At 66.9% G+C, this 12987-nt stretch carries 13 protein-coding genes; 5 read left to right on the top strand and 8 right to left on the bottom strand.

The annotated features are described in order from the left end of the window. Window positions 1–53: 53 nt before the first annotated feature. From ACPYN9_RS06770 to ACPYN9_RS06760, 3 genes are all read left to right on the top strand, one after another. Window positions 54–830, top strand: coding sequence for an isoprenyl transferase (locus ACPYN9_RS06770; protein ID WP_424465202.1), 777 nt, complete (start codon window positions 54–56; stop codon window positions 828–830). 257 nt (window positions 831–1087) lie between these two features. Next, window positions 1088–2407 carry a PhoH family protein gene (locus tag ACPYN9_RS06765; protein WP_424465200.1) on the top strand — a complete coding sequence of 440 codons (1320 nt, stop codon included), beginning with the start codon at window positions 1088–1090 and terminating at the stop codon, window positions 2405–2407. A 245-nt stretch (window positions 2408–2652) separates the two neighbouring features. Beyond that, the gene (locus ACPYN9_RS06760; RefSeq protein ID WP_424465072.1) at window positions 2653–3138 is read left to right on the top strand and encodes a prepilin peptidase; all 486 of its coding nucleotides are present in this window, start codon (window positions 2653–2655) and stop codon (window positions 3136–3138) included. A gap of 170 nt (window positions 3139–3308) precedes the next feature. Here the strand turns inward: ACPYN9_RS06760 and ACPYN9_RS06755 are convergent, their stop codons facing one another. The 6 genes from ACPYN9_RS06755 to fbaA form a co-directional block, all read right to left on the bottom strand. Continuing rightward, window positions 3309–4712, bottom strand: a complete 1404-nt coding sequence (locus tag ACPYN9_RS06755) for a class II fumarate hydratase (protein ID WP_424465070.1) — start codon at window positions 4710–4712, stop codon at window positions 3309–3311. Window positions 4713–4771: 59 nt separating this feature from the next. After that, window positions 4772–5419 (bottom strand): DUF4245 domain-containing protein, encoded by a 648-nt coding sequence (locus ACPYN9_RS06750; protein WP_424465068.1) that lies wholly within the window; start codon window positions 5417–5419, stop codon window positions 4772–4774. Further along, window positions 5419–5643, bottom strand: coding sequence for an exodeoxyribonuclease VII small subunit (locus tag ACPYN9_RS06745; RefSeq protein WP_424465066.1), 225 nt, complete (start codon window positions 5641–5643; stop codon window positions 5419–5421). The genes ACPYN9_RS06750 and ACPYN9_RS06745 overlap by 1 nt, the downstream gene beginning before the upstream one ends. A 5-nt stretch (window positions 5644–5648) precedes the next feature. Next, the gene (gene xseA / locus ACPYN9_RS06740) at window positions 5649–6929 is read right to left on the bottom strand and encodes an exodeoxyribonuclease VII large subunit (RefSeq protein ID WP_424465064.1); all 1281 of its coding nucleotides are present in this window, start codon (window positions 6927–6929) and stop codon (window positions 5649–5651) included. A gap of 171 nt (window positions 6930–7100) precedes the next feature. Continuing rightward, entirely contained in the window at window positions 7101–7631 is a 531-nt protein-coding gene (locus ACPYN9_RS06735; RefSeq protein WP_424465062.1) for a DUF6264 family protein, read from the bottom strand. Next, the gene (fbaA, locus tag ACPYN9_RS06730; RefSeq protein WP_424465061.1) at window positions 7544–8569 is read right to left on the bottom strand and encodes a class II fructose-bisphosphate aldolase; all 1026 of its coding nucleotides are present in this window, start codon (window positions 8567–8569) and stop codon (window positions 7544–7546) included. Before fbaA ends, ACPYN9_RS06735 begins: the two co-directional genes overlap by 88 nt. Before the next feature lie 232 nt (window positions 8570–8801). Here fbaA and glpX point away from each other — a divergent pair, with 232 nt between their 5' ends. After that, the gene (glpX, locus tag ACPYN9_RS06725) at window positions 8802–9734 is read left to right on the top strand and encodes a class II fructose-bisphosphatase (RefSeq protein WP_424465198.1); all 933 of its coding nucleotides are present in this window, start codon (window positions 8802–8804) and stop codon (window positions 9732–9734) included. Window positions 9735–9835: 101 nt separating this feature from the next. Here glpX and ACPYN9_RS06720 read toward each other — a convergent pair whose 3' ends face one another. After that, complete coding sequence (locus tag ACPYN9_RS06720; RefSeq protein WP_424465059.1) at window positions 9836–11068, bottom strand: DNA recombination protein RmuC; 1233 nt, start codon at window positions 11066–11068, stop codon at window positions 9836–9838. A gap of 30 nt (window positions 11069–11098) precedes the next feature. Beyond that, entirely contained in the window at window positions 11099–11728 is a 630-nt protein-coding gene (locus ACPYN9_RS06715) for a 3'-5' exonuclease (protein ID WP_424465058.1), read from the bottom strand. 46 nt (window positions 11729–11774) lie between these two features. Here ACPYN9_RS06715 and ychF point away from each other — a divergent pair, with 46 nt between their 5' ends. Beyond that, on the top strand, window positions 11775–12848 hold the full coding sequence (gene ychF, locus ACPYN9_RS06710) for a redox-regulated ATPase YchF (protein ID WP_424465056.1): 1074 nt from the start codon (window positions 11775–11777) through the stop codon (window positions 12846–12848). The last annotated feature ends 139 nt before the right edge of the window (window positions 12849–12987 follow it).

Here is a 12987-nt window from a genome sequence, read left to right as displayed (position 1 = left end):
CCCCGTGCACGCGTATCTGACCCACGGTCCGGTACGTTGTTTGCACCATGTCGATGATTCCCACCAGCTTGCGGAGCTTCCTTTACGGGCTGTACACGAGACGGCTGCGTCGATCTCTGCACGGGCGCCCTAAGCCGAAGCACGTCGCGATGATCATCGACGGCAACAGACGCTGGGCCAGGCAGCTGGGACTGCGCGACGCCGCGCAGGGACACGCCGCCGGCGCGGCCAAGATGATGGAGTTCCTGGCCTGGTGCGACCGAGAGGGCGTGCAGGTCGTCACCCTCTACCTCCTGTCGAACGACAACCTCAAGAACCGCAGCAGCGAAGAGCTGGACGCGCTGATCGACATCATCGAGAAGTTGGCGATGCAGATCGCCGAGAACGCGCGCTGGCGGGTCCACCACGCCGGCTCGTCCGAGCACCTTCCCGAAGGGCTCGGCACCACGCTCGAACGTCTCCAGCGCGACACCGCGGAACGGCGCGGGATGCACGTCAACCTGGCTGTCGGCTACGGAGGGCGGAGTGAGATCGTCGACGCGATGCGCCGGATCGTGCGGGCACACGCCGCCGACGGGGGCGACGTCGCGGCCCTCGCGGACATCCTGACCCCGGATCTCATCGCGGAGCACCTGTACACCGGTGGCCAACCGGATCCAGACCTCGTCATCAGGACGTCGGGGGAGCAGCGCCTCAGCGACTTCATGCTGTGGCAGTCAGCGCACTCGGAGTTCTACTTCGTGGAGGCCCTCGGCCCAGACCTGCGTGAGGTCGATTTCCTTCGAGCTCTGCGCGATTTCGCGTTCCGGCAGCGTCGCTACGGGCAGTAGTCGTCGGCACCCAGACACGCACCAAGATTTAACGTTCGCCTGCGCGTGGCGAAGCCGTGATCGTCGTACGTTAATGCCATCAGGTACGGTGCCTGATCGAAACGGCCACAGGTTCCCGAAGTTCGTTTCACCCTACCGATTCCCCCTGTGGTCGTGGCATAACCCAACGACGAGCGAGAGCTTGGCGAAGGAGCGGAACTGCCGTGACACCCGCACAGCGCAACACCGACCACCTCGAGAACGAGGAAGGGGGCGCCGTGCACAGCACGGCTCCCGAATCTTCCATCTCGACCCGGACCTACGTGCTCGACACGTCGGTCCTGCTCAGCGATCCGAGGGCGCTGTTCCGCTTCGCGGAGCACGCCGTTGTCATTCCTGTCGTCGTCATCACGGAGCTCGAGAAGAAGCGTCACGATCCCGAGCTCGGGTACTTCGCACGCCAGGCGCTGCGGTTCCTCGACGAGCTGCGCATCAAGCACGAGCGGCTCGACTTCCCGATCGCGATCGGTGAGGCCGGCGGAACGCTCCGCGTCGAGCTCAACCACTCGAACATGAGCGTGCTCCCGAGCGGGATGCAGCTCGGCGACAACGACACGCGCATCCTCGCCGTCGCACAGAACCTCGCCGGCGAGGGGCTTGCGGTCACGGTGGTCTCGAAGGACCTGCCGATGCGCGTGAAGGCGTCGGCCATCGGCCTCGCGGCTGAGGAGTACCGGGCAGAACTGGCCCGTGACACCGGCTACACGGGCGTCGCCGAGATCTCGCTCGGCGCTGACGAGCTGGACACGCTCTACGCGGACGAGCACGTGACGACCGAGGTCGTCGACGGTCTTCCGGTGAACACGAGCCTCGTGATTCACTCGGACCGAGGGTCAGCACTTGGACGCGTGTCGGGGAAGGGCGCGGTCCGTCTCGTACGTGGCGATCTGGACGTCTTCGGCGTGCACGGACGATCGGCGGAGCAGCGGCTCGCCATCGACCTGCTGCTGGATCAGTCGATCGGCATTGTCTCGCTCGGCGGCAGAGCGGGGACGGGGAAGAGCGCCCTCGCACTCGCCGCGGGGCTCGAGTCGGTGCTCGAGCGCGGGTTGCACCGCAAAATCATGGTGTTCCGTCCCCTGTTCGCGGTTGGTGGTCAGGAGCTGGGGTTCCTCCCCGGCGACCAGGGCGAGAAGATGAATCCGTGGGGCCAAGCCGTCTACGACGCGCTCTCGGCGATCGTCTCGGAGAACGTCATCGACGAGGTCATGGACCGAGGGATGCTCGAGATCCTGCCGCTCACGCACATTCGTGGACGATCGCTGCACGACGCGTTCGTGATCGTGGATGAGGCTCAGTCGCTCGAGCGGAACGTGCTGCTCACGATGCTGTCTCGGATCGGCAAGAATTCTCGCGTAGTGCTCACCCACGATGTCGCGCAGCGCGACAACCTGCGGGTCGGGCGACACGATGGGGTCGCGTCGGTCATCGAGACGCTCAAGGGGCACAAGCTCTTCGCGCACATGACGCTCACCCGATCGGAGCGCAGCGACATCGCGGCACTCGTCACCGAGCTGCTCGGCGACTACGAGGTCTGAGCTGCGGCGGCACGGCACGGCACGGCCTGGGCGCAGCGCTTCGGCGCTCAGGTCGGCTGTGGATAACCTCCGCGAGGTGCGAGAGAACTGACTAGCGTTCTGCCATGGCAGAGCGAGTTGGGGGAAGCTCCTCTGCTGTGACGAGGCTGGGCTCCGCGCAGAAGTCTGGGGGAGCGCGGGGTCCAGCCTCATGGTCGCAGCAGCCGGGGCCCCGGGAGATCGTCGGCATTGGTGCCCTGATTGGGGTGAGTTGCGCCGCCGCGATCCCGGAACGCCCCGAGATGCTGCCTGCACTGCTTTCGCTGGCGATCGTCAGTCCGCGACTGATCGCCACCGATCTCCGCGAGCATCGCCTGCCGAATCCGCTGGTGGGGCTTGCAGGTCTTGGTGCGCTACTCGCCTGGACAGCCGCGTGGGTCCTGCGAGGCACCCCGGATCTGTCGGCCGCGCTGACGGGGGTCGTCACCCTCCTGCTGCTGCTGGCGTTGTCGTTGCTCGGCGGCCTGGGCATGGGCGACGTGAAGTTGGGCGCGGTGCTCGCCTGGTCGGCGGCCCTGGTCGACCCCGCGAATGCGTTGCTGTCGGGCCTGCTCGCGGTGGTGTGCGGGGGTGTGCAGAGCGCGGTCGTGCTGGTGCGTACGCGGGACCGTCATCGCAGCATCGCGTTCGGGCCTGCTCTGCTCGCGGGCTATTGGTTGCCGGTCGTGTGGTTGGCCGCCGTACCGGGGTGATGACGGGCCGGGGACTGCAGGGGCTTTCGAGGACTGGCCGGGTCGGGAGCAGGAAGAGGCGGAATTGGCGCCGCCATCTTCGCGTTTGGGCCGTCCGCGCACAAGAGACCCGCCGTGACGGTGCACGACGGGTCTCTTCTCGGTGAGCGGCTGCGAGAGCTGCGGGGCCGCTAGAGGTTCGGCGAGGTCATGCTCAGCACGTCGAGCTTCTCGTCGAGCTGAGCCTCGGTGATCTCGCCGCGCTCGACGTAGCCCAGGTCGATGACGGCCTGGCGCACCGTGACCTTGTTGGCGACGGAATGCTTGGCGATCTTGGCGGCCGCCTCGTAGCCGATGACGCGGTTGAGCGGCGTGACGATCGACGGCGAGGACTCGGCGAGGGCGCGGGCGCGCTCCTCGTTGGCGACGAGCCCGTCGACCGTCTTGTCGGCGAGCACGCGGACGCTGTTCGCGAGAAGGCGGATCGACTCGAGCAGGGCGGTTCCCATGACCGGGATCTGCACGTTGAGCTCGAAGGAGCCCGATGCGCCGCCGAACACGATCGCCGCGTCGTTGCCGATGACTCGGGAGGCGACCATGAGCACGGCCTCGGGCACGACAGGGTTGACCTTGCCGGGCATGATCGAGGACCCAGGCTGCAGGTCGGGGATCTGGAGCTCGCCGAGGCCGGTGTTCGGGCCCGAGCCCATCCAGCGGAGGTCGTTGTTGATCTTGATCAGGCTCACGGCGATCGTGCGGAGTGCGCCGGAGGCCTCGACGAGGCCGTCGCGCGCACCCTGCGCCTCGAAGTGGTCAAGCGCCTCCGTGAGCGGGAGCTGGGCGTTGTCGGCCAGCTCTGCGATGACCTGCTGCGAGAATCCGGCCGGGGTGTTGATGCCGGTGCCGGTCGCGGTGCCACCGAGCGGCACCTCGGCAACGCGGGAGATGGTCGACTGGACTCGCTCGATGCCGAGTCGGATCTGTCGGGCGTACCCGGCGAATTCCTGTCCGAGCGTCACGGGCGTCGCATCCATCAGGTGCGTTCGGCCGGCCTTAACCGTCGTCGCCCACTGCTCGGCCTTGCGCTCGAGCGCTTCCGCGAGGTGCTCGAGACCTGGCACCAGGTCGTTGAGGAGCGCGTCGGTGACGGCGACGTGGACCGACGTCGGGAAGACGTCGTTCGACGACTGCGAGGCGTTGACGTGGTCGTTCGGATGCACCGTGTCGCCGAGCCCGCGAGTCGCGAGGGTCGCCAGGACTTCGTTGATGTTCATGTTGGACGAGGTGCCAGAGCCGGTCTGGTACACGTCGATCGGGAACTGGTCGAGGTGCTGCCCATCGATGACCTGCTGCGCGGCCGCCACGATGGCGTCGGCCACGGGCTGCTCGATGATGCCGAGCTTGGCGTTGACGATCGCTGCGGCGCGCTTGATGCGTGCGAGGGCGATGATCTGACCGGGCTCGAGACCTGCACCGGAGATGGGGAAGTTCTCGACGGCGCGCTGTGTCTGCGCGGCGTAGAGGGCGTTCTTCGGAACGCGCACTTCACCCATCGTGTCGTGCTCGATGCGGTACTCGTCTTGATTTTCCACCACGTTGTGTGACCTTTCCAGGTAGCCGATCTCTGTTGTAGCCAGCCTACCGAGTGCTGGCCTCAGTCGAGTTCGGCGGCGACGAGCTCTGCGAGCTCGGTGACGGTCTCAGGGTCGTTGTTGCCGTACACGAGGTACGCCTGGTCGCCCTGCTCGAGCACGAGCATGTACGCGCGGTTGCCGGCGTCTTCCGGGCTCAGGTCTGTGGCGTCGTATTCAACCCAGTCGAGCCCGCCGACCTGGACCGTACCCGTGGGGGTCCGTTCCCGAGTGGCGTCAAGCAACCAGGTCGGGTTGACGCCGATACCCTGGCTCAGGCCGACGTACTCGGTCGGGGCTTCCTTCGGGCCGACGAGGAAGCCGACGTACCACGCGCTCACGCCGTCGGCGCTCGTGCGGATCTCGGCCTCGTTGGCGGTCCAGTCTTCCGGCACCTTTGGCACGACGAGGGGCACATCGAAGTCGCCTTGCGCGCTCTGCGCCTCAGCTGCGAAATCGACGTCGAAGGTGACGGGCGTCTCGTTGCGGGGAACGATCGCGACGATGAAGATCACAAGGCCGAGCGAGACGAGCAGCGAGTAGACGAGGTTGTTGATCGTCTTCCGTTTGCGGTAGAGGCGTGACGACTCCGCTTTGCGGGCGAAGGTCTCCTCTGGAGTCTCAGGACGACCGAGCTCCGCGACGATCGGCGGCTGCTTCTGCTTGGCCATCAGGCCTCGTCCGCGCTGTCATCGCGTCGCCGCGCGGCCTCGAGCCGCTTGCGAGCTCCGAGAAGCCACGATTCGCAGTGGGCTGCGAGCTGCTCGCCTCGCTCCCACAGCTTGAGCGACGCCTCAAGCGAGGCGCTGCCCTGCTCGAGCTGGCTCACGACCGAGATGAGCTCGTCGCGCGCCTGCTCGTAGCTGAGCTCTGCGATGTCGGACTGTTCCTGCATGGTGGTCATTCTACGTTCGCCTCCGTCGCGCCGCTCGGGGCGCCGGTCGTGGTGATGGCCTCGCCGCCGAACGACGTGGCTGAGATGCGTCCGTCCGCGGTGCGGATGCGGAGCTCGCTGGAGGCAGGCGCCTCCTGCCAGGCGGTGACAAGCCGCCGCGAGTCCCCGTCGACGCGCTCGACGATCGAGTAGCCGCGCTCCAGCGTGCCCTGCGGGGAGAGTCCGCGCAGGTGACGCGAGAGTGATTCGAGGCGATCCTGCTCACGGTCGATGCGCCGGGTGATGAGCTCTTCGCCGCGCTGCGAGGCCCGCATGAGCTCTTCGCCTCGCTGGTCGATGATCCAGGAAGGATTGGCAAGGGCCGGACGCGACACGAGGGCGTCGAGTGCACTGGACTCGCTACGGACGCGGTCGACGATGCGCTGAAGGATGCGTGATCTCGCCTGCTGCACGCCCGCGAGCTCTTCGGCGACGTCGGGGACGACGCGCTTTGCCGCGTCGGTCGGGGTGGAGGCTCGGAGATCGGCGACGTCGTCGAGCAGCGGGCGGTCCGCTTCGTGGCCGATGGCGCTCACGATGGGGGTGGAGAGCGTCGCGACGAGCCGCACCAGGCTCTCGTCGCTGAACGGGAGGAGATGCTGGAAGTCGCCGCCGCCTCGGGCGACGATGATGACGTCGATCTCCGGGTCAGCGTCGAGCTCACGGAGGGCCGCCGAGACCTCAGCGACGGTTCGCTCGCCTTGCACCGAGGTGTGGATCGTCCGGAACTGCACCGCTGGCCAGCGCAGCTCGGAGTTGCGGCGCACATCCTTCTCGGCGTCGGACTCTCGGCCGGTGATGAGCCCGATCGTGCCGGGAAGGAAGGGGAGCGGCCTCTTGCGGTCCTCACTGAAGAGCCCTTCGGATGCGAGCTGCTTCCGCAGTCGCTCGAGGCGCTCGAGCAGGTCGCCGAGACCGACGTGGCGCAGGTCGGAGACCTGCATCGACAGGGTTCCCCCCTTGACCCAGAAGTCCGGCTTAACGCTCGCGATGACGCGGTCGCCCTGCTTGAACTCACCGTCGAGGCGTTGCACGACGCTGCGCCAGGCCGTGACGGAGAGCGTCGCGTCGGCCTCGAGGTCCTTGATCTTCCCGTAGGCGTGGCCGCCGCGGATGCTCCATCCGGTCAGCTCACCCTCGATCCACACGGAGCCGAGTCTCGCTATCCAGTCGCGGACGAGTTCGGAGACGACGCTGACCGGCCACGGGGCATCCGGCGTCGACTTCGGGGGCTGGATGACGACCACGTGCCTCTTCTCGGAGCTGGAACTGCCCGACGCGTGTGCAACCGGGAGCGACGCGGGCGGAACACGAACATCGGCCGCCGCATGCGAATTCGAGGATATCGCGTGCGGCGGCCGACCTTCCCCGGCTGTGGAGAACAGGGAGGCTGCCCTGGATGAGCGCGGAAGTGTCTCCTAGGTCGAGGTGGGTGTCGCCGTTGGCAGCGCCCCGCTCGAGATCGCCTGGAGGAGCTCGCCGTGCATGAGCAGCGCCGTCAACGTGAGTCCGAAGATCGCGATGAGCGTGACGACGGCACCGATGATCGGGATCCACATCGCCCGTTTCCCGGCACGCCACCGGATGAGGGTGAGGTACAGCGTCAGCGCGTAGATCGCTGGGAGGACGAGGATCGCCGTCAGCGACAGCATGGCGAGCCCCTCAGGCCGCACGTAGTCGCTGATCCCGAAGTCCTCGTAGAGCAGGGCCATCTGGCCCGCCAACGAGTTCTCCGTGAACGCCGTCATGTTCAGGATCGTGGCGACGAGGCCGAGCACCAGGAACCCGATGCCGAGGAAGCGGTCGTTCTTGCGCTTCGCCTCCTGCGTCGAGTCCTGCTGCTCGGCTCCCGGCGTCACGCTCACGCGGCTGAGTGACCGAACGAGCCGAGCTGCTTGGTGGCTTCGACGACGCGAGCAGCCATGGCGGTCTCGGCCTTCTTGCCCCACGCGCGGGGGTCGTAGATCTTCTTGTTGCCGACTTCGCCGTCGATCTTGAGGAAGCCGTCGTAGTTCTTCAGCACCGAGTCGGCGACCGAGCGGCTGAAGGCGTACTGCGTGTCGGTGTCGATGTTCATCTTCACGACGCCGTTGCGGACCGCCTCGGCGATTTCCTCATCGGTCGAGCCGGAGCCACCGTGGAAAACGAGGTCGAGCGGCTTGGCACCCGTGCCGTACTTCTCGGCGAGGCCAGCCTGGATCTCGGCGAGCAGTTCCGGACGCAGCTTGACGTTGCCGGGCTTGTAGACGCCGTGCACGTTTCCGAAGGTCAGAGCGGCCATGTAGCGCCCGCGGTCGCCGAGGCCGAGTGCCTCGACGGTTGCGATCGCGTCGTCGAGGGTCGTGTAGAGGTGCTCGTTGATCTCGTGCGCGACGCCGTCTTCTTCGCCGCCGACGACGCCAATCTCGACCTCGAGGATCTGGTTGTTGGCCTGCGTGAGCTTGAGGATCTTGGATGCGATCTCGAGGTTCTCGGTGAGCGGCACGGCCGACCCGTCCCACATGTGCGACTGGAAGATCGGCTCGCCACCGCGCTTGATCTGCTCAGCGGATGCTTCGAGCAGCGGGTAGACGAAGCCGTCGAGGGCGTCCTTCGGGCAGTGGTCGGTGTGCAGCGCTACCGTGATCGGGTAGTTCTTCGCGACTTCGTGGGCGAAGGCAGCCATGGCGAGTGCGCCTGATGCGCGAGCCTTAACGCTCTGGCCGGCGAAGTAGTCGGCGCCGCCGGTGGTGACCTGGAGGATGCCGTCTGAACCGGCCTCGGTGAGACCCTGCAGCACGGAGTTGATGGTCGACGAGCTGGAGACGTTGATCGCGGGGTACGCGAAACCGCCTTCCTTGGCTCGGTTCAGCATCTCGGCGTACTGGTCCGGTGTTGCGATGGGCATGTGTGCTCCTTCAGCGCTTGGATCTTCTCCAGGGAGTCTATCCAGGGCGACCGAATTTCTCCGAGCGCGCGTACTAGGCTTGGGAACCGGATAGCGCGGAGCAATGGTGTCGTGTGATTGCTCGGCGAGAACGTCCACAACGCCAGCGAAAGGGACCCCTGTGACCTCAACCTCCGCCACTCCGACTCCTGAGCACGGGCAGCTCTTCGCGAATCCCGACCGCAACCTCGCCATGGAGTTGGTGCGTGCGACTGAGGCGGCGGCCATCAGGGCGACGCCTTTCATCGGTCGTGGCGACAAGAACGCGGCCGACGGTGCGGCCGTCGACGCGATGCGCAAGTTCCTCTCCACGGTCGACTTCGCTGGCGTCGTCGTCATCGGCGAGGGCGAGAAGGACGAGGCCCCGATGCTCTTCAACGGCGAGCAGGTCGGGAACGGCCAGGGTCCAGACTGCGATATCGCGGTTGACCCGATTGATGGCACGAGCCTGACCGCGGCGGGTCGGCAGAACGCGCTCAGCGTCATCGCGGTGGCAGACCGTGGGTCGATGTACAACCCGAAGGATCTCTTCTACATGGAGAAGATCGTCACCGGCCCGGAGGGCGTCGGCGTGATCGACCTTGCTCGTCCGATCGGTGAGAACATCCGAGCGCTGTCCAAGGCGAAGAACAAGCCCGTCGAAGACATGGTCATCGCGGTCCTCGACCGTCCGAGGCATGAAGAACTGATCAACGAGATTCGCGCGGCGGGTGCAGGGACCCAGCTCATGCTCGACGGCGACGTCGCGGGTGGCATCAACGCTGCTCGCGGCACGGGCCGGATCGACATGTGCGTCGGCATCGGCGGCACGCCGGAGGGCATCATCACGGCCTGTGCGATCAAGGCGCTCGGTGGTGTCCTGCAGGGCCGCTGGTACCCCCGCAATGCGGAGGAACGCGAGCGCGCGATCGGCGCGGGGCATGACCTCGACGCGGTGCTCACCCAAGACGACCTGGTGCGCACCGAGAACACGTACTTCGTGGCTACTGGCGTAACCGATGGCGGACTTTGCGCTGGGGTTCGTCGTGCTGGCGACCGCATCCTCACCGACTCCGTCGTGTTGCGCTCGCGCTCCGGCACCGTGCGACGCGTGACTGCTGAGCACCTCGCCGACAAGTGGCTCTGAGCTCCAGAGTGCACTGACGAGACCACCCCGCCGCTCGTCGCCGCTCCGCTGGTTCCACCAGCGACGCGAGCGACGGGCGGCGTTTCACACTCGGTGCGGTGTCAGCGCCTCGGCGTCTCGTGCTCGGGCACCTCGAGTGGTGTCGGTTCCGTGAGCTCGGGGGCGGTGAGCCCGCGCAGCTGTTCCTCGACGGGTCGGGGCGTGCTGATGGGGGAGCCGATGTTGAGCGCGTCGAGCTTGCGCGCCGTGGGCAGGACTCGGGTCTCGAGTGAGCCGAGGAAGGCGTTGTAGCTCGTTGTGGCGCCCGCGAGCGATCGACCGAGCCTGTCGATGTGCGAGGCGAGCGTGCCGAGGCGAGTGTGGAGTTGCGTGCTGAGCTCGAAGATCTCGTGAGCCTGGTCTTCGAGGACGTCTTGCTGCCAGGCGTAGGCGATCGCGCGGAGGGTGGCCCACAGGGAGACCGGCGAGGTCACGGCGACCCCGCGATGTATCGCGTCCTCGAGGAGTGCTGGGTCTGCGGCAACCGCGGCTGAGAGCGCCGACTCGCTGGGGACGAAGGCGATGACGAGCTCGGGCGATCCCGGAACCGCGCTCGGGTAGCCGCGGGAGGCGAGGGTCGTGACGTGCGCGCGGAGCGCCTTGGCGTGCTCGCCCAAGAGCGCCCGCCGCCTGGTCGTCTCTTCGTCGTCGCCGAGCTCGCTGAGCTGACTCGCTGCGAGGTACTTGGACATCGGCGCCTTAGCGTCGATAACAAGGTGCTTCTCGCCGGGGAGGTGGACGATCATGTCGGGGCGGCCGGCACCGTGCTCACCGCTTACGCTCACCTGCGTGTCGAAGTCGACGCGCTCGATCATCCCGGACGCCTCGACGATGTTGCGCAGCTGCGCCTCTCCCCACACGCCGCGCGCCTGGTTGGACTGGAGCGCTGAGGCGAGGGAGTCTGTGGTCGCGCGCAGGCGCTCGTCGGCCTCGTGCTGGTTCCGAAGCTGCTCGCTGAGCTCGCCGTGCTGCTGCAGTCGCTGCTCCTCGATCGAGGCGACCGCCCGGCGCATCAACTCGAGCTGTTTGTTGACCGGGGCAAGCGCGGTGAGCACCTGCTGCTCGCCGACCTCCTTCGTTCGGCGGGCCTCGAGCTGCGCGCGCTCGCGAGCGAGGACTTCTTCAAGGTGCTGCTCGGCGGTCGTCCTGGCTTCGGCGGCCGCCGCAGCGCGCGCCGTCGTCCCAGCGAGGTCGGCGGCGAGTTGCTGGCGCTGGCTGGCGCCGCGCAGGACTGCCAGGGCGAAGCCAATGACGAGGCCGAGGAGCAGGCCGATGGCGAGTGCGAAAAGGTCCATGCATCCACCCTCGCAGGTGCCTCCGACATTTCAGGCGAAGGTGGCCGCCGCCGTCAGCGTGGCGGCGAGCTCGCGTTCGCGTGCCAGCTCGATCCGCTCGATGGTGACGTCGGTGAGCGACGCGAGCGCGGTGAGATCCGCCGCTCCGAGGCGGCGAGCCGTGTCGACGACGATCGCCGCGCTGGCCTCCGCATCCGAGACCGGTTCGTGGTGCGTGAGCGTCGTGAACCCGGCTGCTTCCGCTGCGACGGGCAGTCGATACGAGTGCAGCTCGTAGCTGCGTCTGGCAAGGCGCAGCGAGCAGAAGTAGCGCAGCGGCGGCAGCGCGGTGTGGGTGGCGAGCGTGGCAGCCAGCAGGACACCCACGTCGAACTTGGCGTTGTGGGCGACGAGCACATCGTCACCGAGAAACGCGAGCAAGGGCGACAGTTGCGTCTCCCAGGGGTCGGCGCCACGCGTCATCTCGCGACTGATGCCGTGGAGTTGCACGTTGAATGGCAGGAAGACGTCGTGTCCACGCGGTGGCCGGATGAGCCAGGTCGCCCGGTCGACCACTGCGCCGTCTCGGACGCGCACGAGACCGACAGCGCAGGCCGAGGCGGGGGAGCCGTTGGCTGTCTCGAAGTCGATCGCCGTGAAGTCGATGGTCACGCCACTCATGGTGGCACGGCCCGCAATGTGCGGAGGGCAAGTACGATAGACCCTCGTGGCTCTTACTCTTGGCATCGTCGGCCTGCCCAACGTCGGCAAATCGACCCTTTTCAACGCACTCACGAAGAACCAGGTTCTCGCGGCGAACTACCCGTTCGCCACGATCGAGCCGAACGTGGGGGTCGTCGAATTGCCCGATGCTCGGTTGAAGGTGCTTGCCGAGATCTTCGGCTCCGAGCGCATCCTGCCCGCTGCGGTGTCGTTCGTCGACATTGCGGGCATCGTGCGCGGAGCGAGCGAAGGTGAGGGGCTCGGCAACCAGTTCCTCGCGAACATCCGTGAAGCGGATGCGATCGTGCAGGTCGTGCGCGGCTTCGAGGATGGCGACGTGGTGCACGTCGACGGCAAGGTTGAGCCGGCGAGCGACATGGAGACGATCAACACCGAGCTGATCCTTGCCGACCTGCAGACACTCGAGAAGGCGCTTCCGCGCTTCGAGAAGGAGGTCAAGCAGAAGCGGCTCGACTCGTCCGTGCTTGAGGCGGCGAGCGAGGCCAAGGCTGCGCTCGACGAGGGCACGCTGCTCTCTGCGACCAAGGTCGACCTCGAGCCCATCAAGGAGCTTGGGCTGCTGACGGCCAAGCCGATGATCTTCGTCTTCAACATCGACGAGGCAGCGCTGGGCAGCGAGGAGAAGCTCGCAGAGTTGGCTGCGCTCGTGGCACCCGCGAAGGCGATCTTCCTCGACGCCCAGACCGAGTCGGAGCTCATCGACCTCGATCCCGAGGAAGCGGCAGAGCTGCTCGCTTCGCTTGGGCAGGAGGAGTCCGGACTGAGCCAGCTTGCCCGCATCGGCTTCGACACGCTCGGCCTCCAGACGTACCTCACGGCCGGTCCCAAGGAGTCGCGCGCCTGGACGATCCGCAAGGGCTGGAAGGCTCCGGCTGCGGCCGGGGTCATCCACACCGACTTCGAGCGCGGTTTCATCAAGGCCGAGGTCATCTCGTTCGACGACCTCGTCGAGACCGGTTCGACCGCTGAGGCTCGCGCCAAGGGCAAGGCCCGCATGGAGGGCAAGGACTACGTCATGCAGGACGGCGACGTCGTGGAGTTCCGCTTCAACGTCTAGCGAGTCTGGTCTCGGTTATCGAGTCTGGTCTCGGTTAACGAGGGGTTCTGAGGCAGGGAGGAGCTGCGCGTGCACGAGTCAGGCGGGCTACCGAACGTCCCAGCGAGGGCGCGTCGGCCCTCACCGCTCAGAGGTCGGA

The organism is Pseudoclavibacter helvolus (assembly GCF_049707175.1).
Taxonomy (GTDB): Bacteria; Actinomycetota; Actinomycetes; order Actinomycetales; family Microbacteriaceae; genus Pseudoclavibacter; species Pseudoclavibacter helvolus_A.
This window is presented reverse-complemented; position numbering and strand designations above follow the sequence as displayed.

Bases quoted from the DNA above. Each gene is read 5' to 3' on its own strand.
- ACPYN9_RS06770 (WP_424465202.1), top strand. From the start codon at position 54: ATGATTCCCACCAGCTTGCGGAGCTTCCTTTACGGGCTGTACACGAGA.
- ACPYN9_RS06750 (WP_424465068.1), bottom strand. From the start codon at position 5,419: ATGGCCAAGCAGAAGCAGCCGCCGATCGTCGCGGAGCTCGGTCGTCCT.
- ACPYN9_RS06745 (WP_424465066.1), bottom strand. From the start codon at position 5,643: ATGCAGGAACAGTCCGACATCGCAGAGCTCAGCTACGAGCAGGCGCGC.
- fbaA (WP_424465061.1), bottom strand. From the start codon at position 8,569: ATGCCCATCGCAACACCGGACCAGTACGCCGAGATGCTGAACCGAGCC.
- glpX (WP_424465198.1), top strand. From the start codon at position 8,802: ATGGAGTTGGTGCGTGCGACTGAGGCGGCGGCCATCAGGGCGACGCCT.
- ACPYN9_RS06720 (WP_424465059.1), bottom strand. From the start codon at position 11,068: ATGGACCTTTTCGCACTCGCCATCGGCCTGCTCCTCGGCCTCGTCATT.
- ACPYN9_RS06715 (WP_424465058.1), bottom strand. From the start codon at position 11,728: ATGAGTGGCGTGACCATCGACTTCACGGCGATCGACTTCGAGACAGCC.